The organism is Amycolatopsis sp. NBC_01286, assembly GCF_035982555.1.
GTDB lineage: Bacteria > Actinomycetota > Actinomycetes > Mycobacteriales > Pseudonocardiaceae > Amycolatopsis.
Genome location: NZ_CP108428.1, coordinates 1,566,224 through 1,592,289, shown reverse-complemented (window position 1 = coordinate 1,592,289; position 26,066 = coordinate 1,566,224). Strand labels below are relative to the sequence as shown.

The 26,066-nt window shown below is 71.4% G+C and carries 23 protein-coding genes; 16 read left to right on the top strand and 7 right to left on the bottom strand.

Going from position 1 to position 26,066, the window contains the following annotated elements:
* Positions 1-8: 8 nt before the first annotated feature.
* Positions 9-1,373, bottom strand: a complete 1,365-nt coding sequence (eccD, locus tag OG570_RS07525) for a type VII secretion integral membrane protein EccD (RefSeq protein ID WP_326946028.1) — start codon at positions 1,371-1,373, stop codon at positions 9-11.
* A 143-nt stretch (positions 1,374-1,516) separates the two neighbouring features.
* Positions 1,517-1,936 (bottom strand): hypothetical protein, encoded by a 420-nt coding sequence (locus OG570_RS07520; RefSeq protein WP_326956067.1) that lies wholly within the window; start codon positions 1,934-1,936, stop codon positions 1,517-1,519.
* Positions 1,937-2,196: 260 nt separating this feature from the next.
* Between OG570_RS07520 and eccCa the strand changes: the two genes are divergently transcribed.
* The 5 genes from eccCa (at position 2,197) to OG570_RS07495 (ending at position 9,678) form a co-directional block, all read left to right on the top strand.
* Positions 2,197-6,213, top strand: coding sequence for a type VII secretion protein EccCa (gene eccCa / locus OG570_RS07515; protein ID WP_326946030.1), 4,017 nt, complete (start codon positions 2,197-2,199; stop codon positions 6,211-6,213).
* A gap of 115 nt (positions 6,214-6,328) precedes the next feature.
* Positions 6,329-8,368: a type VII secretion-associated protein gene (locus OG570_RS07510; RefSeq protein WP_326956066.1), complete on the top strand. Its 2,040-nt coding sequence runs from the start codon at positions 6,329-6,331 to the stop codon at positions 8,366-8,368.
* A gap of 14 nt (positions 8,369-8,382) precedes the next feature.
* Positions 8,383-8,748 (top strand): hypothetical protein, encoded by a 366-nt coding sequence (locus OG570_RS07505; protein WP_247060568.1) that lies wholly within the window; start codon positions 8,383-8,385, stop codon positions 8,746-8,748.
* Positions 8,749-9,002: 254 nt separating this feature from the next.
* A complete protein-coding gene (locus OG570_RS07500; protein WP_326956065.1) occupies positions 9,003-9,326 on the top strand; it encodes a WXG100 family type VII secretion target in 324 nt (107 codons plus the stop codon).
* Positions 9,327-9,387: 61 nt separating this feature from the next.
* Positions 9,388-9,678, top strand: a complete 291-nt coding sequence (locus OG570_RS07495) for a WXG100 family type VII secretion target (protein WP_247060571.1) — start codon at positions 9,388-9,390, stop codon at positions 9,676-9,678.
* A 106-nt stretch (positions 9,679-9,784) separates the two neighbouring features.
* Here OG570_RS07495 and OG570_RS07490 read toward each other — a convergent pair whose 3' ends face one another.
* A complete protein-coding gene (locus OG570_RS07490) occupies positions 9,785-10,234 on the bottom strand; it encodes a MarR family winged helix-turn-helix transcriptional regulator (RefSeq protein ID WP_326956063.1) in 450 nt (149 codons plus the stop codon).
* Between the two features lie 62 nt (positions 10,235-10,296).
* Between OG570_RS07490 and OG570_RS07485 the strand changes: the two genes are divergently transcribed.
* Complete coding sequence (locus OG570_RS07485) at positions 10,297-10,665, top strand: VOC family protein (protein WP_326946034.1); 369 nt, start codon at positions 10,297-10,299, stop codon at positions 10,663-10,665.
* Between the two features lie 27 nt (positions 10,666-10,692).
* Here the strand turns inward: OG570_RS07485 and OG570_RS07480 are convergent, their stop codons facing one another.
* Both OG570_RS07480 and OG570_RS07475 read right to left on the bottom strand, forming a co-directional pair.
* A complete protein-coding gene (locus OG570_RS07480) occupies positions 10,693-11,397 on the bottom strand; it encodes a DUF4333 domain-containing protein (RefSeq protein ID WP_326956061.1) in 705 nt (234 codons plus the stop codon).
* A 41-nt stretch (positions 11,398-11,438) separates the two neighbouring features.
* A complete protein-coding gene (locus tag OG570_RS07475) occupies positions 11,439-12,332 on the bottom strand; it encodes a hypothetical protein (protein ID WP_247060575.1) in 894 nt (297 codons plus the stop codon).
* A 263-nt stretch (positions 12,333-12,595) separates the two neighbouring features.
* On the opposite strand from OG570_RS07475, the gene rplM reads away from it, so the two are divergent.
* From rplM to glmM, 3 genes are all read left to right on the top strand, one after another.
* On the top strand, positions 12,596-13,048 hold the full coding sequence (gene rplM, locus OG570_RS07470; RefSeq protein ID WP_247060576.1) for a 50S ribosomal protein L13: 453 nt from the start codon (positions 12,596-12,598) through the stop codon (positions 13,046-13,048).
* A 14-nt stretch (positions 13,049-13,062) separates the two neighbouring features.
* Positions 13,063-13,677 (top strand): 30S ribosomal protein S9, encoded by a 615-nt coding sequence (gene rpsI, locus OG570_RS07465; protein ID WP_326956059.1) that lies wholly within the window; start codon positions 13,063-13,065, stop codon positions 13,675-13,677.
* Between the two features lie 199 nt (positions 13,678-13,876).
* Complete coding sequence (glmM, locus tag OG570_RS07460; RefSeq protein ID WP_326946036.1) at positions 13,877-15,211, top strand: phosphoglucosamine mutase; 1,335 nt, start codon at positions 13,877-13,879, stop codon at positions 15,209-15,211.
* Between the two features lie 40 nt (positions 15,212-15,251).
* Here glmM and OG570_RS07455 read toward each other — a convergent pair whose 3' ends face one another.
* Entirely contained in the window at positions 15,252-16,136 is an 885-nt protein-coding gene (locus OG570_RS07455; RefSeq protein ID WP_326956058.1) for a cytochrome P450, read from the bottom strand.
* A 30-nt stretch (positions 16,137-16,166) separates the two neighbouring features.
* Between OG570_RS07455 and OG570_RS07450 the strand changes: the two genes are divergently transcribed.
* The 5 genes from OG570_RS07450 (at position 16,167) to OG570_RS07430 (ending at position 21,564) form a co-directional block, all read left to right on the top strand.
* The gene (locus OG570_RS07450) at positions 16,167-17,717 is read left to right on the top strand and encodes a fatty acyl-AMP ligase (RefSeq protein WP_326956057.1); all 1,551 of its coding nucleotides are present in this window, start codon (positions 16,167-16,169) and stop codon (positions 17,715-17,717) included.
* A complete protein-coding gene (locus tag OG570_RS07445; RefSeq protein ID WP_247060584.1) occupies positions 17,710-17,970 on the top strand; it encodes an acyl carrier protein in 261 nt (86 codons plus the stop codon). Before OG570_RS07450 ends, OG570_RS07445 begins: the two co-directional genes overlap by 8 nt.
* A gap of 149 nt (positions 17,971-18,119) precedes the next feature.
* Entirely contained in the window at positions 18,120-18,431 is a 312-nt protein-coding gene (locus tag OG570_RS07440; RefSeq protein ID WP_247060586.1) for a hypothetical protein, read from the top strand.
* Positions 18,431-21,046, top strand: coding sequence for a WXG100 family type VII secretion target (locus OG570_RS07435; protein ID WP_326956056.1), 2,616 nt, complete (start codon positions 18,431-18,433; stop codon positions 21,044-21,046). Before OG570_RS07440 ends, OG570_RS07435 begins: the two co-directional genes overlap by 1 nt.
* Positions 21,047-21,090: 44 nt before the next feature.
* Positions 21,091-21,564: a hypothetical protein gene (locus OG570_RS07430; protein ID WP_326956055.1), complete on the top strand. Its 474-nt coding sequence runs from the start codon at positions 21,091-21,093 to the stop codon at positions 21,562-21,564.
* A 54-nt stretch (positions 21,565-21,618) separates the two neighbouring features.
* Here OG570_RS07430 and OG570_RS07425 read toward each other — a convergent pair whose 3' ends face one another.
* Entirely contained in the window at positions 21,619-22,443 is an 825-nt protein-coding gene (locus OG570_RS07425; protein ID WP_326956054.1) for a dienelactone hydrolase family protein, read from the bottom strand.
* Between the two features lie 204 nt (positions 22,444-22,647).
* On the opposite strand from OG570_RS07425, the gene glmS reads away from it, so the two are divergent.
* Both glmS and OG570_RS07415 read left to right on the top strand, forming a co-directional pair.
* Complete coding sequence (glmS, locus tag OG570_RS07420) at positions 22,648-24,510, top strand: glutamine--fructose-6-phosphate transaminase (isomerizing) (protein ID WP_326956053.1); 1,863 nt, start codon at positions 22,648-22,650, stop codon at positions 24,508-24,510.
* A 15-nt stretch (positions 24,511-24,525) separates the two neighbouring features.
* Entirely contained in the window at positions 24,526-25,962 is a 1,437-nt protein-coding gene (locus OG570_RS07415) for an NAD(P)H-hydrate dehydratase (RefSeq protein ID WP_326956052.1), read from the top strand.
* Positions 25,963-26,066: the final 104 nt, after the last annotated feature.

The following is a 26,066-nucleotide window of genomic DNA, read 5'->3' as shown; positions in this document are numbered from 1 at the left end:
CGATCCGGTCACTTGAAGTTCAGGTGCCGCAGGGTGGTGTAGAGGTCCATCACACCCAGGGCGAGCGGGAGCACCGACGCGATGCAGAGCGCCTCGATGATCTCCACCGTGCGCCGCAGCGGCGGCGAGAAGCGCTGGTTCGGGAAGATCACGCCGACCACGAGCGCGCCCGCGGCCAGCAGGATCAGCACACCGAAGACGATGAGCAGGCGGTTCTGCGGGCTCGACGTCGTCAGCCAGCCGATCGCGATGCCGGTCGCCGAGACCATGCCCGTGGTGAGCAGGGCGATGGCCTGGCTGCCGTTCGCGTACGCGCGGGCGCGCAGCAGCAGCACGAGCGTCGCGACGACGCCGAGGATGATGCCGAACACTCCAGGCCCGGAAGAGGCGATGACCGCGGCCACCGCGACCGTGGCGCCGCAGCCGATCATCAGGCCGGTCATGTAGTTGTGCGCGATGGCCGTGCGGCGCTCGATCGCCCGGTAGTCGGGGAAGCCGGAGTCTTCCTTGAGCTCCTCCGCGCTGCCCGGGACGTGCGGCAGCGGCAGCTTCGCGAGCCAGATCGTGGCGCGGGGCAGGATCGAGATGCAGGCGAGCGCGACGGCGATGGTGCCGGCCGCGATGCCGGCGGCCGGGTGCGCGATGAGCGTGCCGAACAGGAACGCCAGCGCCCCGAAGGTGCCCGCGGTGGCGGCGGCGATGAACGTCGTGATGCCGGCGCCGATGACCATGATGCAGACCGAGGCGACGATGATCACGAGGACCGCGCCGAGCAGCAGGTTGGCCCGCAGCGACAGCCCCGGCACGGTGTAGAAGCCGCTGACGAAGGCCAGTGGCAGGCCGCCGGCCGCGGCGACCAGCACGCCGGTCGACTCGGCCTGGTACGCCTTGGCGAGCGTCGCGCCGACCGCGACGCACGCGATCGCGCCGATGCCGCCGGCGATGGCCGCGCCGAGCGCGCTGCCGCCGTAGAACGACCCGCTGAAGAACAGTGCGACGGCGGCGACGACCAGCGCCAGCCCGCCCGCGACGTGCCCGAAGCGGTTGGCCGTTTCCTTGGTCCACGGCCGGAAGCTGTCCGGGGACGACTCGGCGATCGCGTCGACGACGTCGTCGTACAGCGGCGGCGGCGGGTTCTCGTTGCGCTTGCGCAGCTGCAACAGCTCGCCGTCGACGACGCCGAGCGAGGCGAGCGTGCGGCTGGGGTCGAGCGGGGCGTCGCCGAGCTTCGCCAGCGCCCAGCCGCCGTGGCGGGCGCCGCCGTCGGGCGACGACTCCTTGGCCATGTCGAGCAGCATCGGGAGGAGATCGGCCACCGCGACGTCGGCGGGCAGCGCCACGTCGATCCGGGTGGAGGGCGCCACCACCGTCACCCTGCTGAAAACTGTCGTGCCCGTAGCCACTGCACTGCCCCCGCTCGGTTGATACTGCTCCCGGGGGAACTTATACCGGACCCGGGCGCCGACATCATCGAACGTCCGAAAATCACTGCCCGCCGCAGGTCGGTCCGAGGTCGCTACTGGTGGTACCAGTGGGTGCAGTAAAACGGGCCACCGGCCTCGTGGGTGCAGACTCGCCACCAGTGGTCCCCGGCCACGGTCCCGCTCGCCGTCCTGCCGGTTCCGATCGGGCCTTCGGCGATCCAGCCCGCCCAATGGGTCGGGTCGGGACCGTAGTCGGCCCGGTCGAGGTAGATGCGGGTGTCGGGCCGGAAGTTGCCGGCGGTGCCGACCACGTCGGCGCAGAAGAAAAGGTTCTGCGAGCGTCCGCCGACCATCTCGTGAGGTGTCTCGTGACAGGTGGCCGTGGATTCGGCGGTCACACCCGCGCCGGATGCCGACGCGGCCGTTGCGGTCAGCAACGCTGCCGCCGCCACGCCTGCCAGTGCCAGTCGGCGGCTGTTCCCGTTCATGGTCCCTCCCCGCGTGGTGATCATCGTCAGATCATGATTAGCACGCATGTCGCCAAGGGTGAACCGGCTGTAACCGACAGTGTGAAGGCGGATTTCCCCGAGCGATCATGACTGTCGGTCGTGGGCCGTACACTCGCCGGACGAGGGCAGGGACGCCCGACGTGGGTCACAGAGGCGGTTGCGGTATCCGCCGGAATTCCTCCGCGACGTTCGCTAGGTTGTTCCGCGCACCTTGTGCACTAAACGGTGGCCGCCATCGTCGAGTTTGAATGAGGGGTCCTTCGATGAGCACGCTGCAGTTCAAGAAGTCGCCGCGGCTGGCGGCACCGCGCCCGCCGGGTGGTGAGGTGCACCTCGAGCCGCCGCCCGAGGTGCCCCGTGTCATCCCCGGCAACATCGTCATGAAGGCGCTGCCGATCGTCATGATCGTGGCGTCGCTCGGGATGATGGTCTTCATGTTCCAGGCCAGCAACCGGAACCCGATGATGATGGCCATGGGCGGCATGATGGTCGTCGGCACGCTCGGGATGATGGCCGGCGGTGGCGGCAAGGGCGGTGGCGCCAAGCGCGCCGAGATGGACGAGGACCGCAAGGACTACCTTCGTTACCTCGGCCAGATGCGCGACCGCGCCCGCGAGGCGATGGTCGACCAGCGGGCCGCGCTCGAGTGGGTGCACCCGGACCCCCAGTCCCTGTGGCCGCTGGCGGGCAGCCGCCGGATGTGGGAGCGCCGCCAGAACGATCAGGACTTCCTGCACCTGCGCGTCGGGCGCAGCTCGCACCGCCTCGCGACGCGGCTGGTCCCGCCGCAGACCGGGCCGGTCGACGAGCTGGAGCCGATCGCCACCCTCGCGCTGCGCCGGTTCGTGCGCGCGCACTCGATCGTGCCGGACCTGCCCACCCAGATCACGCTGCGCGGGTTCGCCGCGGTGAGCATGCAGGGCGACCGGGCGCTGACCCGCGGCCTGACTCGCGCGATGCTCGCGCAGATGGTCACCTTCCACAGCCCCGACGACGTGCTGATCGCGGTCGCCACCGCGGGGCGCGCGAAGGAGGAGTGGGAGTGGGCGAAGTGGCTGCCGCACGCCCAGCACCCGACGATGTCCGACGGCATCGGCCAGCTCCGCATGATGGCCGGCTCGCTGGCCCAGATCGAAAACTGGCTCGACGAAGAACTGCGTGACCGCCAGCGGTTCTCCCGCAACGCCACCCCGGCGCCGGACCAGCCGCACGTCGTGATCATCGTCGACGACGCCGAGGTGACCCGCGAAGAGCAGATCATCCTCGAAGAGGGCCTGGTCGGCGTCACGCTGATCGACCTGTCCGACTCCATCGGCAACCTCGCCGCCCGCCGCGGGCTGCGGCTGGTCGTGGAGGCCGACCGCCTCGGCGCGCGCAGTGCCGGCGGCGTCGAGTGGTTCGGCCGCCCGGACACCCTGAGCGTCGTCGAGACGGAGTCGCTCGCGCGGCTCATCTCGCCCTACCGCGTCGGCGGTGCTGCCGGGCAGGACGTCAGCGACGAGGAGCCGCTGCTGTCCAACCCGTCGCTGCTGGAGCTGCTCGGCATCCCGGGCGACCCGATGACCTTCGACGTCCAGCAGGCGTGGCGGCCCCGCCCGATCCGCGACCGCTACCGCGTCCCGTTCGGCGTCGGCGAGTACGGCCAGCCGGTCGAGCTGGACATCAAGGAAGCCGCCGCCGAGGGGATGGGCCCGCACGGCCTGTGCATCGGCGCGACCGGTTCCGGCAAGTCGGAGTTCCTCCGCACGCTGGTGCTGGGCATGCTGGCCACGCACTCGTCGAGCACGCTCAACTTCGTCCTCGTCGACTTCAAGGGTGGCGCGACCTTCCTGGGTCTCGACAAGGCGCCGCACGTCTCCGCGGTCATCACCAACCTCGCGGACGAGGTCACGCTGGTCGACCGCATGAAGGACGCGCTGGCCGGCGAGATGAACCGCCGGCAGGAAGCGCTGAAGAACGGCGGTAACTTCAAGAACGTCTGGGAGTACGAGAAAGCCCGTGAGAACGGCGCCGACCTCGACCCGCTGCCCGCGCTGTTCATCGTCTGCGACGAGTTCTCCGAACTGCTCGCGGCGAAGCCGGACTTCATCGACCTGTTCGTCGCGATCGGCCGGCTGGGCCGGTCGCTGCAGATGCACATGCTGCTCGCGTCGCAGCGCCTGGAAGAGGGCAAGCTGCGCGGTCTCGACTCGCACCTGTCCTACCGGATCGGCCTGAAGACGTTCTCGGCGGCGGAGTCCCGCGCCGCGATCGGCGTCCCGGACGCGTTCGAGCTGCCCTCCGTCCCCGGTGGCGGCTACCTGAAGTTCGACACCTCGACGCTGGTGCGGTTCAAGGCGTCCTACGTGTCGGGCCCGTACCGGCCGGCCGGCATCCAGGCCGCGGGCCCGGCGGCGACGGTGGTGCGCGCGGACAAGCGCCCGCAGCTGTTTGTCCCGGACTTCGTCGAGCTGCCGAAGGAACCGGAACCGGAGCTGTTCGACGCGGCGCCGAAGGTCGAAGAGCGGCAGCAGCCCGAAGAGGCGGTCGAGCCGAGCGAGCTGGACGTCATCGTCTCGCGGCTGATCGGGCAGGGCCCGCCGGCGCACGAGGTGTGGCTGCCGCCGTTGAAGGACCCGAACTCGCTCGACACGCTGCTGCCGAACCTGAACCCGACCGACGACCGCGGCCTGTCCCCGGTCGGTTTCTTCGGCAACGGCCGGCTGCAGGTGCCGCTGGGCATCGTCGACCGGCCGTACGAGCAGCGCCGTGACCCTCTGTGGGCGGACTTCGCCGGCGCGGCCGGCCACGGTGTGATCGTCGGCGGCCCGCAGTCGGGCAAGTCGACGATGCTGCGGACGCTGATCATGTCGATGGCGCTGACGCACACGCCGGAGGAGGCGCAGTTCTACTGCCTCGACCTCGGTGGTGGCACCCTGGCCGGGCTGGCCGACCTGCCGCACGTCGGCGGGGTGGCCGTGGCCCGGCGCGAGCCGGACAAGGCCCGCCGGATCGTGGCCGAGCTGACCACCCTGCTCGTCGAGCGGGAAGGCCGGTTCGGGGCGATGGGCATCGACTCGATGACCGAGTTCCGCAACCGGAAGCGCCGTGGCGAGATCCGGCCGGACCAGGACCCGTTCGGCGACGCGTTCCTGATCGTCGACGGCTGGCGGGCCCTGCGCGACGACTTCGAAGAGCTCGAAACCACGATCACCCGGCTCGCCACCCAGGGCCTGTCCTACGGCGTGCACGTCATCATCTCCGCCAACCGGTGGGCGGACATCCGCCCGGCCATCAAGGACATGATCGGCACCCGGTTCGAGCTGCGCCTCGGTGACCCGACCGAGTCGGACATCGATCGCCGGATCGCGGTCAACATCCCGGCCGGGCGGCCGGGCCGCGGCCTGACGCGCGAGAAGCTGCACCTGCTCGGCGGCCTGCCGCGGATCGACGGCTCGAGCGACGCGGAGACGATCGCGTCCGGCGTGGCCGACGCGGTGGCGAAGATCAAGGCGGCGTGGCGGGGCCGGGTGGCGCCGCAGGTCCGCCTGCTGCCGGAGATGATCACCTACGACGAGGTGCTGAAGCTCGACACGGCCCGCGAGTCGAAGCTGATCCCGATCGGCGTCAACGAAGAGGACCTGCAGCCGATCTACCTGGACTTCAACGCCGAGCCGCACTTCTACGCGTTCGCCGACGGCGAGTCGGGGAAGACGAACCTGCTGCGGCAGATCGCCCGGGGCATCTCCGAGCGGTTCACCTCGAAGGAAGCGCTGATCCTGCTGGTCGACTACCGGCGCTCGATGCTCGGGTTCGTCCAGGGCGATTCGCTGCTCGGCTACGCGGTGTCGGCGGCGCAGCTGGAGAGCATGGTCAACGACGTCTTCAACTCGATGACGCGGCGGCTGCCCGGCCCGGATGTCACGCAGGAGCAGCTGAAGACGCGGTCGTGGTGGAAGGGCCCGGAGCTGTTCATCCTGGTCGACGACTACGACCTGGTGGCCACCTCGTCCAACAACCCGTTGCGGAAGATCTCGGACTTCCTGCCGCAGGCCAAGGACGTCGGCCTGCACCTGGTGGTCGTGCGGCGCACCGGTGGTGCGAGCAAGGCGATGTACGACCCGATCATCGGCAAGCTGAAGGAGATCGCGGCGCCGGGCATGGTGATGAACGGTTCGCGCGACGAAGGTGCGCTGATCGGCAACATCAAGCCGAGTGCGATGCCGCCGGGCCGGGGCCTGATGCTGACCCGCAAGCACGGCAAGCAGCTGATCCAGGTGTCGTGGATCCAGCCGGACTAAGTACGGCGGCGGGGCGCACCTTCGACGACGGGGTAGGTTTCCTCCCCGAGGGTGCGCCCCGCCGGCGTGATCGCGGTGGCGCGGGGGATCGCGGCGAGTATTGCGGGAGCATCGGGTGACAGTGCGGGTAGCGGTGGACTTCGGGACATCGAGTACCTGTGTCGTCGCCTCGGTCAACGGGCGCGATCCGCAGGTCGTGGTGATCGACGGCCAGCCGCTGATGTCCTCGGCCGTGTACGCGGCGGCCGACGGCACGCTGTTCGTCGGCCAGGAGGCCGAGCGGCAGGCGGCGGTCGACCCGTCGCGTTACGAACCGAACCCCAAGCGGCGGATCGACGAGGGCGAGCTGCTGCTCGGCGACAGCGTCCTGCGGGTCACCGACGTCGTGCACGCCGTGCTCGGCCGCGCGGTCGCCGAGGCGCGCCGGCTGGCCGGCGAGGCCGAGGTCGACCTGCTCGTGCTGACCCACCCGGCGGACTGGGGCGCCATCCGCACCCGGCTGCTGCGGCAGGCGGCCGGTGGGCTGGCGCGCGAGGTCGCGCTGGTGCCGGAGCCGGTCGCGGCGGCGGTCTACCACGCCGCGACGTTCGCACCGCAGGACGTCACCAACGACCGCACCGTCGAGTTCAGCGGCCGCCCGGGCGACGCGCTCGCGGTGCTGGACCTCGGCGGCGGCACGGTCGACGTCAGCGTCGTGCGCCGGCTCCCGCCGGACACCGCCCGGGACCGGGCCGGCCGCCCGCAGCGCGGCGGCTTCCAGGTCCTCGCCACCCGGGGTGATCCCGCCTTCGGTGGCGCGGACATCGACCAGGCGCTGCTGGAGCACGTCGGCGAGCTCGTGGCGGGCGGGGAGCAGGACGCCTGGCGCCAGCTCGTCGAAGGCCGGGAGCTCGTCGACCGCCGACGCCGCCGTGTGCTGCGCCAGGACGTGCGCGGGGCGAAGGAAACCCTGTCGCGGCACGCCTACACCGACGTCCCGATGCCGCCGCCGTTCGCCGACGCGCACGTCACCCGTGAGGACCTCGAACGGCTGATCGCGGCGCCGCTGGGGCGCGCGGTGGAGCTGACCGTCGCCTCGATCGGCGACGCCGGCCTGCGGCCGAAGCAGCTCACCGCGATCTTCCTGGTCGGCGGGTCGAGCCGGATCCCGATGATCTCCCGGCTGGTGCACGAACGCACCGGCGTCGTCCCGACGAGCCTCGACCAGCCGGAGACGGTGGTCGCGCGCGGCGCGCTGCGTGCCGTGCTGGTCGACCCGGACCGCACCGGTGCGCTGCCCGGCGAGGCGATGGCCCGGATGGGTGCGGTCCCGGGAGGCGCGCTGAACCCGGCGGCGCAGCGCACGGAGGTCGTCCGTCCCGGCGACGTCGCCCCGCGCCCGGCGCCACCCCGGTCCGCTCCGGCTCAGTTCACCCCGCCGAACGCGAACCGTCCCGGGCCGCCACCGTCACCGCCCCACGGCCAGCCGGCGGCCCGTCCGTGGACGCCGGCGGCCGGCCAGCCCGCCCAGAGCGGCCCCGGCGGTCCTGGTGGTCCCGGCGGCCCTGGTGGCCGGCCTGGCGGTGCGTCCGCGGCTCCGCCCGCGCCCGAGCCGCCCGCGAAGGACCGCAAGAAGCTGTGGGGGGTCGTGGCCGTCGCGGTGGTCGTCGTGGCCGCGCTCGTCGTCGGCGGGGTGCTCTTCTTCACGCGCGACAGCACCCAGGCCGAGACGGGCCGGACGCTCTCGCAGTACGACTTCAAGTTCGTCGCGCCCACCGACTGGGTCCAGACCGACGACCGGGTCGCCGACCGCCAGGTCGTCATCCACCCGCAGGAGTCGGCGGACGGCAACGACCTGCTCGTCGCGCAGGAGTACGTCATGGACTACGACGCGACGGCGGACCCGCAGAAGCTCTCGGACGAGCTCAAGAAGAGCGCCGACAACGACCCGGACCAGTACAGTGCGTACAACCCGAGCGCCTCGTACGCGGGTCGCACGGTGATCTTCTACCACCAGGTCAAGCCGGACCGCCCCGACATCCAGGTCGACTGGTACGTCGTGGCGAAGGGCCGGATCCGGGTCCACGTCGGCTGCCAGTACGTGAAACCCGAGCTGCGCGACCGGGTCGCCGCCGCCTGCACGCAGGCCGTGCGGACGGTGGAAATCCTCAACTGAGAGGAGGGCACGCGGTGCCGTCCGAAGAATTCGAGAGCGCCGCGGCGTCCTTCAAGCGGATCGGCCAGGACGCCGTGACGCACGCCCGGCGCGTCTCCGGGAACGCGAAGGCGCGCAATCAGCGCCACCACAGCGAAAACGTCGAATTGCTGAAGCGAACGGGTCGCGGCGCGAAGTCCGGCGATCCGACGCCCGGCACCCTGCGGGCGGCCGCCGAACGGTTCCGCCGGGCCCGCGGGCTGGCGGTTCCGGAGACCCCAGAGACCCCCGTGGTTCCCGATTCGGTTCCTTCGCGTTCGCAATCTCCCGCTCGGGCCCCTCGAACGAGTGACGATGACGAAGACTTTTCCCAAATGCGAATCATGAATCGCGGCCAGTGAGTTCACCGCGTGTTCGCTGTGCGTGTGCTAACCCCGCTGGTGGAGAACGTATTTTCGGGTGACGAGTCGCCGGATCGGGGTGATTCGCCGCAACGGGCGGCGATCGGTTCCCAGAGGGAGCGTTCACGCAAGCAACTACTTGCCGGTGAAGCACGACAAGAGGGAACCGGGCATGGCAGGGTCTGCGTCGTAGGGCCGTACAACGAACAAGAACTTGTTACGGCCGACCATCACTCTTAAGAAGGGGGACCAGCATGAGCGGGCCCGGATTCACAGGGACAGTTGCTCAGTTCACCGACGCCGAGGGCAAGGTTACCGAGGTCCGCGCGGGGATGGACAGCAACCTGTCCACGCTGCGCGACCGCATCGAGGCCACCCGCGCCGGCTGGCAGGGCGACGCGCAGAAGGCGTTCGACCACGTCATGCAGCGCTTCGACGAGGACGCCCGCAAGATGAACCAGGCGCTGCAGAAGATCGCGGAACTTCTCCGCGAGGCCGGTTCGAAGTACGAGAAGTCCGAGCAGCAGCAGCAGGAGATCCTGGGCGCCGTCAACCGCGGCTTCGACGCGCTCGGCTGATCTGCACTCCTTGTCTTTCTTTTCATTCACCAAAAATTCTTGAGTACAGAAGGAGTACGTCATGTCTGATGCCGGCATTGTCGTCAATTACGCCACCATCCGCGCTGCCGCGGACGACTGCACGCAGACCGGGGGCGAGCTGCAGCAGGCGTTCGACCGCCTCAAGGACGACCTGAAGCCGCTGATCACCACCTGGACCGGTTCCGCCAAGGAGCAGTACGACCAGGCCCAGCGCGCGTGGGACCAGAGCTTCGAGGACCTGAAGCAGGTTCTGGCGCAGATCGCCGCCGCCCTGCCGCAGATCGCCGACGGCTACCAGTCGACGGACAGCGCCGTCGAAGGCCTGTTCTGAGCCGCTAGCCCCGGGAACCACGGCGGGCCCGCACTTCGGTGCGGGGCCCGCCGTTTTCCGTTTCCGGACCAGGAAAACCGGCTCATCGCGGAAGATGAGAGGCGAGCTAGTCGTCGTCGCGCAGGGACCGGATCATGCTCCGCAGGATCCGGAACGCGTCCGACTGCTCGGTTTCGGTCATCCCGGCCAGCATCTGGACCTCGACGGACCGCACCGCCACGGTCGCCTTCTCGAGGCTCCGCCGGCCGCGAGGCGTGAGCCGCGTGGGCAGCACCTTCCCGACCGGTGCCGCCTCGGGCCTGGTCACGTGGCCCTCTCGTTCCAGGGTCTGGAGCAGCACGTTCATCGACTGCCGGGTCACGAACGCGCCCCGCGCGAGCTCGGAGTTCGACAAGCCCGGTCGCTGGGCCAGCAGCTCGAGGCAGGAGTAGTGCGTCACGCTCATCCCGAGCGGCCGCAGCACCTCGTCCATGGCCGCGCGCAGGGCGCTAGACGCCTCTTTCAGCAGGTAGCCCAGTGACGTCTCCAGGTCGACGCCGACTCCGTCTTGACTCATGTCAGTATTCTGACATAGATTGATCCGTGTCAGAAGACTGACACGGAAAGAAGGAGCACCACATGCCCGTCACCGGCCCCGACTTCATCTCGCTCCAAGCGCGCGACCTCGCCGCCTCGCAGGCGTTCTACGAGCAGTACCTCGGCCTCGTCCGCTCGCCGGCCGGACCGCCGCACGCCGTCGTCTTCGAGACGAAGCCGATCGCGTTCGCACTCCGCGACGTCGTTCCCGGCACCGATCTCGCATCCGTTGCCCAGCCCGGCATCGGTGCCGCGATCTGGCTGCACGCCACCGACGTCCAGGCCATCCACGACGCTCTCGTCGCCGGCGGCCACACCATCGTCGCCGCGCCGATCGACGGCCCCTTCGGCCGGACGTTCACCTTCGCCGACCCCGACGGCTACCAGGTCACCCTCCACGACCGCGCCTGACCGGCCGGACGGTGGCGAGCCGGGAACTCAGTGCGGCGCGCCGACCTCGTACTCGGGCCGGTCGTTGAGCACCCGCACGGTGACCTTCTTGGCCTGGCCGCCGATCTGCACCGTGCAGTCGAAGGTCGTGCCGTTCTGGGCCGCTTCGTTCGACGGGCACTGCGCGTTCTTCACGTCCGGCTCGCCGTAGTTCTCGTTCAGGACCTTGACCACACCGTCCTGAAGGGACTCCTGGTCCAGGACGTCCCCGCGGAACGCGCCGAGCAGCCACGCGCCACCGCCGCCGAGCACGAGCACCAGGACCACGATCCCGGCGATCAGCAAGGGTTTCTTCGACTTCGGCCGCTTCTCGGGCGCCGCGGCGAACGCGCCGAGGCCGCCGTACTGCGACGGCTGGAACCCGCCGCCGTACTGCGGGCCCGGCTGCTGCGGCGGCCGGCCGCCGCCCGGGGCGCCCTGCTGGGGTGCCGGCGGCTGCGGCTGCCACGTAGCGTTCGGCTGGCCCTGCCACGGCCCGGAGAACGACCCGCTGGGGCCGGGCTGCTGCGGGGCCCACTGGCCGGTGTAGGACCCGGTGGCCGCGCCCGGGGCGTCGTTCTGCTGCCACTGCCCGGAATGCGGGCCGGTCGCCTGCTGCTCCGGCTGCCACGCCGGGGACTGGGGCTGGCCCGGCGCCGGGGGGTTGGCCGGCGGCTGCCACCACTGCGGCTGCTGGTCGGGCGGCTGGGTCATCGGGGATCACCTCGGGTCGGGCGGGGGGAGACGGCCACGGATCAGTTGCCCTGCGCGTCGCCGAGCCGGCGGTAGAAGTCGTCCATCGCCGCGCGGTCGGGCAGCACGGTGATCTGCGACGCGTCGGGCAGCTTCGGCATGTCCTGCAGGCTCGCCGGGCCGGTGAACTTGAACTCGTACTTGAGTTCGACCTGGTGGCTGTCGCCGCCGAACTTGGCGTCCATCGCGAACGAGACCAGGCTGCCGTCCGGGTTCAGCGTGATCGTGGTCGGCACCATGGCCTTGTTCAGCTCCGGCCCGATCAGGCTCGTGACGCTGGCCGGCAGGATCTCGACCCGGTTCTTGACGAAGACCTCGAAGGGCACGTTGACCGTCAGCGCGGTCTTGCCGTCGCCGAGGCTCTTCGCCCCGCGGACCGCCCGCTTGTCGGCCCGGTAGGCGTCCACCGTGGAGTCGGCCATCCGGCACGGGGTCAGCACCCCGCCCCAGACGCAGGGCTGGATCAGGCCGGCCTCGGGCTTCGGCATCGACACCCACGCCGTCGGCGAGACGCCCTTCTGCACGTACATCGGGCCGAGGTAGGTGTACTCGACCGGGCCGTCGGCCGGGGTGTACGTGTCGATGATCTCGTCGGGGTTCTTCAGCGAGCGGTGCCGCACGACCCGGTTCTCCGGGCTGCCGGTGCGGGCCGACGTGACGGTGCTGTGGACCCACTTGTCGTCGAACTTGAAGTAGGCGTCGAGCGAGTTGGTGACGTCGCGGGTGTCGGTGATGCTGTCCTCGAGCTTGCCGATCACCTGCTCGAACTTGCCGCCGACGTAGTCCGCCGCGTCGTCGCCCTTCGGCAACGGCGTGCCCGCCTTGGCCTGGCCGCAGGCGCTGACGAGCGCCAGGAACGCCCCCAGGACGAAGATCGCCGTCGGTCGTTTCCTCATCGCCGTCCCCTGCTCGCCTGTGCCCGTGCTCCGGGCGCCCGGATCGTCTCATCCTCGCGTGTCGGGGCCGCGCGTGCGGGCACTTCGGCCGGAAAACCGGGTAGAGTCCGCAGGGGCCGGGCCTGTCCCGGCGCTTCCACCCACCCCCGATGCGTGGCTGCGGCGAGCGTGGGGGTATCTTCATATGTCGTTGTGCGTTGCGGCGCATCAGCGCGCTAGGCCCGCACAGAACCCACACGCAATGTTGACGACGAGGTAGACCCTTGCCCACGTACAGCCCCAAGCCCGGCGACGTCACTCGTGCCTGGCACGTGATCGACGCCGAGGATGTCGTGCTCGGCCGGCTCGCGACCGAGGTCGCCACGCTGCTGCGCGGCAAGCACAAGCCGACCTACGCCCCGCACGTGGACACCGGTGACTTCGTCATCATCGTCAACGCCGAGAAGGTCGCGCTCACCGGAAACAAGCGCACGCAGAAGTTCGCCTACCGGCACAGCGGTTACCCCGGCGGTCTGCGCAAGCGGTCCTTCGGCGAGCTGCTCGACACCAAGCCCGAACACCTTCTCGAGAAGGTCGTCAAGGGCATGCTGCCGAAGAACAAGCTCGGCCGCGCCCAGGCCAAGAAGCTGAAGGTCTACGCCGGCCCGCAGCACCCGCACACCGCGCAGCAGCCGCAGGTGCGCGAGATCACCAAGATCGCGCAGGTCGCGCAGTGAGTGAGGAACAGTCTGTGACCAGCACCGAGCCCGAGACCGCCGAGGTCACCACCGAGGCGACCGAGACCGGCGCCGTCGAGACCCCGGAAGCCACCGAGGCTCCCGAAACCACGGAAGCTCCCGAGGCTGCCGTCGCCACCAGCGAGACGCCGGTCGCGACGAGCGAGACCCCGGTTGCCACCAGCGAGACCCCGGCGGCGACCAGCGAGTCCGCCACCGCCCCGCGCCCGTCGCGGGCCGCGGGCGGCAACGCCCAGACCGTCGGCCGCCGCAAGGAAGCCGTCGTTCGCGTGCGTGTCGTCCCGGGCACCGGCGAGTTCAAGCTCAACGGCCGCACCCTCGAGGAGTACTTCCCGAACAAGGTGCACCAGCAGCTCATCAAGGACCCGCTGGTCCTGGTCGAGAAGCCGGACGCGTTCGACATCTTCGCCAACCTGCACGGTGGCGGCGTCTCGGGTCAGGCCGGCGCGCTGCGCCTGGCCATCGCCCGTGCGCTCATCGAGGTCGACGCGGACGACCGCCCGGCCCTCAAGAAGGCCGGCTTCCTGACCCGTGACGCGCGCGCCACGGAGCGGAAGAAGTACGGCCTCAAGAAGGCCCGTAAGGCCCCGCAGTACAGCAAGCGCTGATCGCGCCTCTGGCGCAACCCACCGGAGCGCTCATCCGTCTATCGGATGGGCGCTCCGGCGTTTTTTACCGACCCGCCCAGGCGGATGTCGCATTTCCCGTGCTCGGAGCGACATTCGGGGGTGGGGTAGTGCGCCCGGGAACGCTCGCTAGGTTGTCGTGGTGGTTGCGCTGCCGCAGCCGCTCTGAGGAGGTCGATCGATGGCACGCCTGTTCGGTACCGACGGGGTACGTGGTCTGGCCAACGCCGAGCTGACGCCCGAACTCGCGCTGGCGCTCGCCGCCAGCGCCGCCCGCGTCCTCGCCGCGCACGACCGTTCGCACCGGCCCATCGCGGTCGTCGGCCGGGACCCGCGCGCCAGTGGCGAGATGCTCGAAGCCGCGGTCGTGGCCGGACTCACCTCTGCCGGCGCGGACGTGCGCCGGGTCGGTGTGCTGCCGACGCCGGCCGTCGCCTACCTGGTCGGCTCGCTCGAGGCCGACCTGGGCGTGATGATCTCCGCGTCGCACAACCCCATGCCGGACAACGGCATCAAGCTCTTCGCCTCGGGCGGGCACAAGCTCCCCGACGGCATCGAGGACGAGATCGAAGCCGGCCTGGCCTCGAACGCCGTCCGGCCGACCGGCGCCGGTGTGGGTCGTGTCACGGACGTCGAGGACGCCCTCGACCGCTACGCCGAGCACCTCCTCGCGGTCACGCCGCACTCGCTCGACGGCCTCAAGGTCGTCGTCGACTGCGCGAACGGCGCATCGTCTGCCGCCGCGCCCGAGATCTACCGCCGCGCCGGCGCCGAGGTCGTCGCGCTGTACGCCGAGCCCGACGGCGTCAACATCAACGAGCACTGCGGCTCCAACCACCCGGATCGGCTGCGCGAGGCCGTCGTCAAGCACGGCGCCGACCTCGGCATCGCCCACGACGGTGACGCCGACCGCTGCGTGGCCGTCGACTCCGCCGGCGAGCTGATCGACGGCGACCAGATCATGGCCGTGCTGGCGCTCGCGCTGGCCGAGTCCGGCGAGCTGGCCAAGGACACGCTGGTCGCGACCGTGATGAGCAACCTCGGCCTGCACCTGGCGATGCGGGCCCACGGCATCACCGTGGTCACCACCGCGGTCGGCGACCGCTACGTCCTCGAGGAGCTGCGGTCCAGCGGCTTCGCCCTCGGCGGCGAGCAGTCCGGCCACGTCGTCCTCCCGGCGCACGCCACCACGGGTGACGGCCTGCTGACGGCGTTGCGCCTGATGAGCCGCATGGCCGAGACGGGCAAGTCCCTCGCCGACCTGGCGGCCGTGATGAACCGCCTGCCGCAGGTGCTGATCAACGTCCGGGTCGCCGACAAGGCGGCGGTCGCGGGGTCGAGCGAGGTCCGCGACGCCGTCGGCGAGGTCGAGGCCGAGCTGGGCGAGGAAGGCCGGGTGCTGCTGCGCCCGTCCGGCACCGAGCAGCTGGTCCGCGTGATGGTCGAGGCCCCGGCCCAGGCCACCGCCCAGGCCGCCGCCGACCGCCTCGCGGGCGTCGTCTCCGCCGTTTCGTAGTCTGTCGCGGCTCTCGTGAGTGGTAATTCGGGTTAGAACCCTAATTACCACTCACGAGGACCCGCGCCGAGGCCAGGCCGTGGAACACCGGGTGGGTCTTCCACCGCACGTCCTCGACCCGGCACCCGCCGCTGAGGACGTCGGCCAGCGCGCGTAGCGCGATCTCGGCTTCGGCCAGCGCCACTCCGGACCCCGGGCACGCGTGACGGCCGAGGCCGAACGGGAGGCCGTCGGTCAGGGAGATCGCCACCGGACCTTCGGAATCGAACCGCAGGACGTACCGGGCCGGGCAGATCTCCGCCGCCAGGTCACGCACGCTCGTCCGCGCGACGCCCGAAGCCAGCGAAAGTCCGGCGCTCGCCAGGAAGTTCAGCGAGTTCTCGTACGCCGCGTGCGCCAGGACCACCGGGTTGATCGCCAGCTCGTCGTCGTCGAGCCGGCCCGCCGCGTGCGCCGCGCGCAGGGCCGCCAGGCCGCTGCCTGGCTCGGCCGGAGCTCGGCTGAGCTGCACCGACAGCCGGAACGCCGACGCCTGGCCCTGCCGGTCGGTGCCGCCGAAGACGTCGAGGTTCGCCGTCGTCGCTTCCAGGTGGTCCAGGAAGACGTCGTCGAGCGGCACGCCCAGCACCGCCGACGTCACCAGGCCCGCGACCGGCCGCGCGAAGTCGCGCACGAGGTCGAACGACGTCCCCAGCGCGCCGACGACCGTTTCGACGTCGTCGCGGACCGCATCCGGGACCGGCTCCAGCGTGGCGATGATCTCCCGCAGCACAGCGCGCACCCGCGCGTGGCCGTCGCCGTCGCGCAGCAGCACGCTGGGCGACCCGAGCCCGGGATCCGACGTCAGCTCCGGCGACCGCAGGGCGCGCGCGGCCGCGTCGCGGCCCTCGACCACCGCGATCCCGTGCCGTTCGAACTCGTCCATCGGATTCACACCGTAGGGCAGGATGAGGCGGTGCCGCCCGCAGCCGTCCCGGACGAGGTCCTGACCACGCCCCTCACGGATCTCCTGCTCCGCAACGCGGCCGCCGACCGGCCCGCGTTCACCTGCCGGGTGTTCCCAGGGCCTGTCGATCACACCCTGACGTGGCCGCAGGTGCTCGCACGCGTCCGCGGGATCGCCCGCGAGCTGCGCCGCGTCACCCGGCCGGGTGACCGGGTGGCGATCGTCGCCCGCCAGGACCTCGGGTACGTCGTCGGTTTCCTCGGGACGCTGTACGCCGGGCGCGTCGCGGTGCCGCTGTCCGTCCCGGCCGGCCGCACCCACCGCGCCCGGCTCGAGTCGGCCCTCGCCGACGCCACGCCGTCTGTCATCCTGACGTCGACGGACCTCCTGGCGAGCCTGGCGTCCCGGCCGGAGGTGCTGCTGGCGATCGAGGACGTCGAGCCGGACGACGCCGAGCCGCCCGCCGCGGTCGCCATGACCGACCCCGCTTACCTGCAGTACACGTCGGGCTCGACGAGCCGCCCGGCCGGCGCCGTGATCTCCCACCGCGCGCTGGTGGCCAGCTGCTGGCAGACCACTCGGTGCTACCACGCCGACGCGTCGACCCACCTCGCCGGCTGGGTGCCGTTCTTCCACGACATGGGCCTGGTCCTGCTCATCGGCACGCCCGTGTTCCTCGGCGCGCACTCGGTGTTCTTCACGCCGATGGAGTTCGTGCGCGACCCGCTGCGCTGGATCCGGCTGCTGGCCGGGCACCCGGGCGCGATCACGGCGGCCCCGAACTTCGCCTTCGAGCTGGCCGCGGAAGCCGCCGGCGAGCTCGAAGACGTCGACCTGTCGCACGTGAACTCGGTGCTCAACGGCAGCGAGCCGGTCCGCGCGGCCACCGTCGAGGCGTTCGATCGCGCTTTCGCGCCGTTCGGGCTGCCCCGGGCCGCGCAGAAGCCGTGTTACGGGCTGGCGGAGGCGACGGTGTTCGTCGCCAGCGCGGGCGACGAAGGCCCGACGATCACGGACTTCGACGGCGAACGGCTGGTCTCGGCGGGCCGGCCCTACGGCCAGCGCGTCCAGGTTGTCGACAAGGAGATCTGGGTGGCCGGGCCCAACGTCGCCGACGGCTACTGGGGCAGGCCGGACCGCGGTGACGCCTTCGCCGAGCCCGGCTGGCTCCGCACCGGCGACCTCGGCTTCGTCCACGACGGACTGCTGTACGTCACCGGGCGGCTGAAGGACCTGATCATCGTCGACGGGCGCAACCACCACCCGCAGGACATCGAGGCGACGATCGAGGCCGCGCATCCCGCCGTCCGGGCCGGCCGGGTCGCGGCGTTCGAGGTGCGGGACGGCCGCGGTGAGGGCGTGGCGGCCGTGGTCGGCGCCGCGGACCACGACGACGCCGTGGCCACCGCCGTCCGCCGGGCCGTGTCGGCGGGCCACGACCTGCCCCTGCGCGGCCTGTGGCTGGTCCGGCCCGGCGCGGTGCCGCGCACCTCCAGCGGCAAGGTCTCCCGCGCCGCGGCCCGGGACCGCTGGTGGGGTGAGAATGGGCGCCATGACTGACGCGGCCGCCTACGCCGACGAGATCCGGAAGATCGTCGCGCTCGCGCTGGAGCTCCCGCCGGACCGGCTCGCCGACTCGACGCCGTTCGACGACATCGGCCTGACGTCCCGGCAGCGGATCCAGCTGCTCGCGCGGGTCGAGGTCCGCTTCGGCGTCTCCGTCGACCTGGACGAGCTCGACCGGCTGGTCGACGTCCGGGGCGTCGCCGAGGTCATTTCCGAAGCCGTCGAGGCCCAGCGCGCCACCGGGTGACTCCCGGGTGCACTTTTCCGAAGTCACGGCTGGCCAGACGGCCGAACGCTAGACTCTGTGTGCATCTGCGACGGCACCGATCGGCGTCCGGGCGCGTCACAGTCTTCGAACAGGTGCCAGGGACTGTGGGATCGAAGGGGGCAGCCACCATGCCAGACGGTTATACGGCGAGTTCGGAAGCGATGACGCGGGCGCAGATCCGCCTCAACGACGTCGCGGACGACCCGGCGGGCGAAGCGAAGAAAGTCGCGCCGACGGCGATCGTGGCTGCGGACTTCGGCCGCGTCCACCAGGAAGGTTTCGGCAAGTACAAGGCCGGGATCGACGAGATCGGCGCGGGCATGACCGGGCTGTCGAACGCGCTGATGAACCTCGGCAGTGGCATCGGTACCGCGGGCGGGAAGTACACCACGCAGGAATCGGACGCGGGTGCGCAGGCCAACGCGGCGGGGAGCAAGTAATGGCCGAATGGGCTGACATCAAGAAGGTCCTCGACGACCCGAACGTCTCCATGGAAAAGAAATCCGCCCTCATGGAGGCGTACGACAAGGACACCTGGAACTTCAACGACGAAGAAGAAAAGTACGCCAAGGAATACATCGACGGGTATTCCGACCGGAACTGGGCCACCACGCCGCTCTACCCCACCGGTTCCGACGGCGAGGTCGACGACCGGCTGAAGGAAGCCCAGCAGGAGTCGCAGGCCAAGGGCAAGGAACAGCAGGCCCAGACCGACCGCAAGAACCAGGCGAAGAAGAACCTCGACGGAATCGCGAAGCCGACGCTCAACGCGGGCGCGAAGAGCTCCGACGAGCAGCTCGACCAGGGCAACGTCACGGTCGACTTCCTGGTGCTGTGGACCACCGACATCTGGAACAAGATCAAGGGCGGCACCGGCCAGCTCGACCCGCAGAAGGACCTCAAGGACAAGTTCCACGAGAACCGCGGCATCCAGTACCAGAAGTTCCTCACCGACGCCGACGACCTGGGCAAGGCGCACAAGGTCGTCGAGGACACGCTCTCCAAGAGCGACACCGAGCTCCAGACCCTCTTCGGGGAGTGGAAGGGCAAGGGCGCCAACGCGGCGGAGATCAAGTACGACGAGGCGATCAAGCCGCACGCCAAGGAGCTCTCCCAGCAGATCGACGGCGCCGCGAAGCTGCTCCCGGAGACCGTCGGGCACGTCTTCGACGCCGTCAAGAAGAAGGTCGACGAGGTCCTCGCGCTGCACCGCACGACGATCGCCCAGGCCGACATCACCATGGCCCGTGACGTCCTCAAGATCGCGAACGGCGAGACCGGCGAGTTCGACGACTTCATGAAGGTCGCCGGCTGGGTCGACAGCGTCAACGCGCAGAACGGCAACCAGACGAACCTCGCCGAGCGGCTGCAGAACGACGACTGCGGCTTCAACGACGAGAACAAGGAGTACGGCCGCCAGGTCTGCCGCTACTGGCGCGACGGCGCGTTCACCACCGAGTACCAGGGCCTGATCAACGCGTTCAACGGCTCCTGCAAGTCCGCCAAGGACACGATCGACCAGCAGTGGGGCGCGCTCGACCAGTACCTGTCCGGCTACACCAACCAGCTGACCGAGGCCAAGGGCGCCGGCCCGGACACGGGCAAGGGTGACGGCGGCAAGGACACCAGCACCGGCGGCGGGGGCAAGGACTCCAACACCGGTGGCGGCGGCCCCGGCACCGGCGGGGGCGGGCCCGGCACGGGTGGCGGCGGCACCGGCAGCGGTGGCGGCGGTACCACGACGCCGTCCGCGAGCGAGCCGCCGAAGCCCGAGGACGCCGCGCCGAAGTCGGACGACGCCGGCACCAACCCGGTCACCGGCAAGCCCCTCGAGGTCGACCCGTCGACCGGCGAGCCGTACCCGATCGACCCGAAGACCGGCGAGGCCATCAAGGACGCCGACGACACGGAGACCGTGTCGGTCAAGAAGGGCGACAACACGATCGAGATGTCCGAGCCCGACAAGCAGGGCAAGATGGACATCACGGTCGACGACGGCCAGGGCCACAAGAAGGACTACCCCCTCGACTGGGGTGACGACGACAAGGCCGAGGCCAAGGGCGCCGACGGCAAGACCACCGACGGCGCGAAAGACGCCGCCTTCGGGCCGCAGGGCAGCCACGCCGTCAAGGACGGGCAGCCCTCGGCCGACGGCAGCTACAAGCCGGGCGCCGACGGCAAGATCCACATCCAGGACGGCAACCTGAAGATCACCGCCGAGCGGCCGGAAGGCCCCGGCGGGCCGACGGTCGTCACCGTCGACGACGGCAAGGGCGAGCCGACCACCTACACCCTGGACTCGAAGGACGGCCCGAAGGCCGACGATCTCAAGGCCGACGGGACCGGCGCGGCGTCCGACACGAGCACGTCCGGCGCGACCCCCGGCGGCACCGGGGGGTCCGACGGCGCGGCCGGCGGGCCGGACAGCAGCAGTGGCGTCGCTGCCGAGATCCAGCACGACGCGGACGCCGAGCCGCCGCTGACGAAGGACCCGGCGCCGGACAACCCGGACCCGGGCCTGACGCAGGGCTCGTCGGCCGGCGGCGGTGGCGGGTTCAGCACGCCGGGGGGCATGGACTTCTCCGGTGACCTCGGCACCGACGCGACGGCCGAACCGGCGCTGGCCACGGCCGACGCGGGGGCCGGCGGTGGCGGCGACTCGACGACCACGGCCGGGGCGAGCGACTTCGGCTCGGCCGTCACCGGTGGCCACACCACGGCCGACTTCGCCGGTGCGGTGTCACTGGAGCCGGGCGCGCAGACGGGCAGTGACGCGTCGCTCCCGGCGGCCGACGGCGGCGGGCTCGGCGCGACGCCGGTCGACCCCGGCATGCACCAGGCGGCCGCGAGCGGCTCGGCCAGTGGCATGAGCGGGATGGGCGGGATGATGGGCGGCATGGGTGGCTCGCCCGGTGGCGGCGGCGGTGGCGACCAGCAGCGCGGCCCCAGCCAGTACCGCATCGAAGGCGGCGTCTTCGAGACGAGCGGGGCGAAGGGCCGGATCAGCGGCTCGCTGGACGACGAGGGTGAGCGCTCGATCCGGTACGACCGGTGACGGGCTTTCCGGGAGGGCTTTCGAGTGAGAGCTGAGGAGGGGCGATGAGCAGCGCCGAAGAGCGGTACCGCACGGCGATCTCCACGATGGACGCCGCGGCGCGCGAGCAGGACGAGCAGCGGGGGCTGCGCGAACGGCGCGTCGCGGAGGCCGAGACGCAGGCGCGTGAAGGCCTGAAGAACGAGCTGGGTGCCGCGCAGAAGTACGCCGAGCACATGGACGAGCTCAACAAGCGCAAGCAGAGCGCGGGCGGCTGGGCGACGGAGAAGACCCTGGCCGACAAGGGCCGCGAGTCGCTGATGCAGTTCGGCGGCGAGGACGAGGACTCGACGCCGACGAACAGCTTCCCCGCCGCTCCGGCCCCGGCCGCGACCGCGCCGCGGCCCGAGCCGGTGACGGAGCCGGTGCCCGCACCGGAGCCACCGCCCCCGGCACCCGAGGCGCAGCGCCCGCGGGGACGGCACGCGCGTCCGGTCGAGGACGAGGACGACTTCTCCAGCACGAGCTGGCTGGTCTGAGGTTCCGACAGCGGAAAGGCCCGGCGAGAATCTCGCCGGGCCTTTCTCGCGTGGTCAGTGAGCGGGCTCGTCCTCGCGCTCGATGGTCGCGCGCTTGACGTCCGCCTCCAGCAGGGGCCGGTACTTGTCGGTGCCGGTCAGGTGGGTCAGGAAGAACGCCGTGAACAGCGCGCGGGTGAGCTGCTGCGTGCCGCGGTGCGGCTTGCCGTGCATGATCAGCTGCGACCAGTGCCGGCCCTCGGTGACACCGAGGTGGGACGCCTTGCCGAGGGTGCGCAGCTGGACGTCGTCGCCGCCCCAGTTGTCCGAGATCGCCTCGGCGTGCCCGACGGCCGGCGCGACCAGGTCTTCTTCGGCGGCCAGGTGCAGGCCCGGGACGGTGATGGCGCGCGCGGCCTCGCTGGCCGGCGGGAGCGTCTGGGCGGCCGCGATCGTCGCGACGGCGCGGATCCGCGGGTGTTCGGCCTGCGCGTCCTGCGCCGCGGCCAGCACGGCCGAGCCACCGCCGGCCGAGTGCCCGGCGAGGCCGAGCTTGGCCGGGTCGACGCTGATGCCGTCCGGGCCGAGGCGGACCGTCGTGACGACGTCGAGGGTGGTCAGCAGGTCGGCGGCGAGCAGCCGGTGCGACGGCAGCGGCCCCCGCTGGGTGGCCGGCGCCGCGGCGACGATGCCCCAGCTGGCGAGGTGGTGCAGGAGCTGCCGGTACCGGTCGGGCGGCTGCAGCCACCCGTGCCCGAAGGCGACGGCGGGCAGGCCGAGACCGGCGCGGGGCGTGTACACCACGCCCGGCAGGCCGACCAGGGCGAGGTTGCCCCGGAGGACCTCGTGCGGACCCGGGTGCTTGAGCTCCGCGAGCAGCTGCTTGGGCTTGCTGGCCATGGCCGGAACCCTACTGCCCGCACCCGGCCCCGGCTCGCTCGCCGCACCGGGGCCGCCGAAAGCGCGGAGCGGAACCGGGCGCTCACACTGAGTACGTCACCCTTTTCGCATTGGTCCGGACCATATGGGACGCCGTCCGTGCAGGTCGCGGGCGGTTCACGTGCCCGGTCAGCCCGCTGAATGTCCCTCGTTAGGCTGGTGCGCGTGTGTGGAATCGTGGGATATGTCGGGCACCGCCCGGCCCTGGACGTCGTTCTCGGCGGGCTCCGGCGCATGGAGTACCGCGGTTACGACTCGGCCGGCGTCGCGGTCCTCGACGGCGCGGGCGCGCTGAACGTCGAGCGCAAGGCCGGCCGGCTCGCCAACCTGGAAGCCGAGCTGGACAAGGTCGGCCGGGACAGTTTCGCCGGCACCGCCGGCATGGGCCACACCCGCTGGGCCACCCACGGTGCCCCGGTGGACCGCAACTCGCACCCGCACCGGGACGCCTCCGAGCGCGTCGCGGTCGTGCACAACGGCATCATCGAGAACTTCGCCGCCCTGCGCACCGAGCTGGAAGCCGACGGCGTCGAGATGGCCAGCGACACCGACAGCGAGACCGCCGCGCACCTGATCGCGCGGGCGTACACCGGCGGCGAGACCGCCGGGGACTTCGCGGCCTCCGTCGCCGCCGTCTGCCGTCGTCTCGAAGGCGCGTTCACGCTGGTCGTGACGCACGCCGACCACTCGGGCACGATCGTCGCGGCGCGCCGGTCGTCGCCGCTGGTCGTCGGCGTCGGCGAGGGCGAGCACTTCGTCGCCTCCGACGTCTCGGCGTTCATCGAGCACACCCGCGAGGCCGTCGAGCTGGGCCAGGACCAGCTCGTCGTGATCACCCGCGAGGGCTACGAAGTCACCGACTTCCACGGCGACGCCGCCCAGGCGAAGCCGTTCACCGTGGACTGGGACCTCTCGGCCGCCGAAAAGGGCGGCCACGAGTACTTCATGCTCAAGGAGATCGAGGAGCAGCCCGAGGCGCTGGCGAACACGCTTCGCGGGCACTTCGACAACGGCCGGATCATCCTCGACGAGCAGCGCATCTCCGACCAGGACCTGCGCGACGTCGACAAGGTCTTCGTCGTCGCCTGCGGGTCGGCCTACCACTCCGGCCTGGTCGCCAAGTACGCCATCGAGCACTGGTGCCGCCTGCCGGTCGAGGTCGAGCTGGCCAGCGAGTTCCGCTACCGCGACCCGGTGCTCGACCGCGCGACGCTCGTCGTCGCCGTGTCGCAGTCCGGCGAGACGGCGGACACGCTGGAAGCCGTCCGCCACGCGCGCGAGCAGAAGGCGCGCGTGCTGGCCGTCTGCAACACCAACGGCGCGCAGATCCCGCGCGAGTCCGACGCGGTGCTCTACACGCACGCCGGCCCCGAGATCGGCGTCGCCTCGACGAAGGCGTTCCTCGCCCAGATCGCGGCCAACTACCTGGTCGGCCTGGCGCTGGCGCAGGCCCGCGGCACGAAGTACCCGGACGAGGTCGCCCGCGAGTTCGCCGAGCTGGAGGCCATGCCCGCGGCCGTCCGGAAGGTCCTGTCCACTGTGGACCAGGTGCGGGACCTCGGCCGCCGGATCGCCGACTCGAAGGCCGTGCTGTTCCTCGGCCGCCACGTCGGGTTCCCGGTCGCCCTCGAAGGCGCGCTGAAGCTCAAGGAGCTCGCGTACATGCACGCCGAGGGCTTCGCCGCCGGCGAGCTCAAGCACGGCCCGATCGCGCTGATCGAGGACGGCCTGCCGGTCGTCGTCGTGATGCCCTCGCCCAAGGGCCGTGCGGTGCTGCACTCGAAGCTGGTGTCGAACATCAGCGAGATCCAGGCCCGCGGCGCGCGCACGATCGTGATCGCCGAAGAGGGTGACGAGACGGTCCGGCCGTTCGCGGACGAGCTGATCGAGATCCCCGCGGTGCCGACGCTGCTGCAGCCGCTGGTGTCCACGGTGCCGCTGCAGGTGCTGGCCGCGGAGATCGCCCGCACCCGCGGGTACGACGTCGACAAGCCGCGTAACCTGGCGAAGTCTGTCACCGTCGAATAACGGGAGGCCTTCGCCGTGCAGGGAATCTGGACCACGGAACGGATTCGCGAGGCGGAGGGGCGGTTGTTCGCCGTCACGCCCGAGGGCGAGCTGATGCGGCGCGCGTCGTTCGGGCTCGCTGTGCGGCTGGCGGAGTTCCTCGCCGAGCACACCGGCACGGTGTCCGGGCGCCGGGTCGTGCTGCTGGTCGGCTCCGGTGACAACGGCGGCGACGCCTTGTGGGCCGGGGCTTTCCTGCGCCGTCGCGGAGTCGCCGTCACGGCTGTGCTGCTGGGTTCGCGAGCGCACGAGGCCGGGCTCGCGGCGTTGCGCCGCGCGGGCGGCCGGGTCGTGTCCGCCGAGGACGGTCCACAGTGGATCGCCCGGGCCGACGTCGTGGTCGACGGGATCGTCGGGATCTCCGCTTCGGGCTCACTGCGCCCCGAAGCCGCGCGGCTGGTCTCCCTCGTCGAAGCGCCGATCGTGGCGGTCGACCTACCCAGTGGCGTCGACCCGGACACCGGCGCCGTCGACGGCCCGGCGGTGCGGGCCACGCTGACGGTCACCTTCGGCGCCCGCAAGCCGGTGCACGTGCTGGCGCCGACGTGGTGCGGCGAGGTCGTGCTGGTGGACATCGGGCTCGAGCTGGGGGAACCCTCGCTGAACCAGTTGGACATCGTGGACATCGCGGCGGCGTGGCCGGTGCCGGGCCCCGAGGACGACAAGTACAGCCAGGGCGTCGTCGGCGTCGCGGCGGGCTCGGCGACCTACCCGGGCGCGGCGGTGCTGACGGCGGGCTCGGCGGTCCGCGCGACGGCGGGGATGGTCCGGTACGCGGGCCACGCGGCGGACGTCGTCCGGTCGCAGTGGCCGGAGGTCATCGCGACGGGCACGGTCGCCGACGCCGGCCGGGTGCAGGCGTGGGCGGTCGGCCCGGGCATCGGCACGGGCTCGGAGGGCCGCGACGTCGTCCGGTACGTCCTGGGCCGGGGTCTGCCGGTGTGCGCGGACGCGGACGCCACGACGATCATCGCGAAGTCCCCGGAGGTCCTGGACGCGCGCGACCCGGACACACCGCTGGTCCTGACCCCGCACGCGGGCGAGTACGCGCGGCTGATGGGGCGTGCCCCAGGCGCGGACCGGGTGACGGCGGCGCGCGACGCGGCCCGGCGGTACAACGCGGTGGTGTTGTTGAAGGGGTACGTGACGGTGATCGCGGCCCCGGACGGCCGGGTGGCGGTCAACAAGCCACACGGAGCTTGGCTGGCGACGCCGGGTTCGGGCGACGTGCTCTCAGGCCTGATCGGCGCCCTGCTGGCGGCGGGCGTGGACCCGTGGTTGGCGGCGGCCGCGGCGGCTCACGTGCACTCCCTGGCGGGCGCGATCGCGGCCCAGAACGCCCCGACGTCGTCGTCGGCGCTGGTCCACGCGATCCCGGAAGCGATCCGCGCGGTCCGGTCTTTGACGTCCTGAGCTGGCCGAGCGGCACTTTCACGTGAAAGTGCCGCTTTGGCGGGGACGGCGTGCGAGGGCCGCGAGTGGCCCGTTCGTGCCCGGCGAGCGTCGCGAACGGCCCG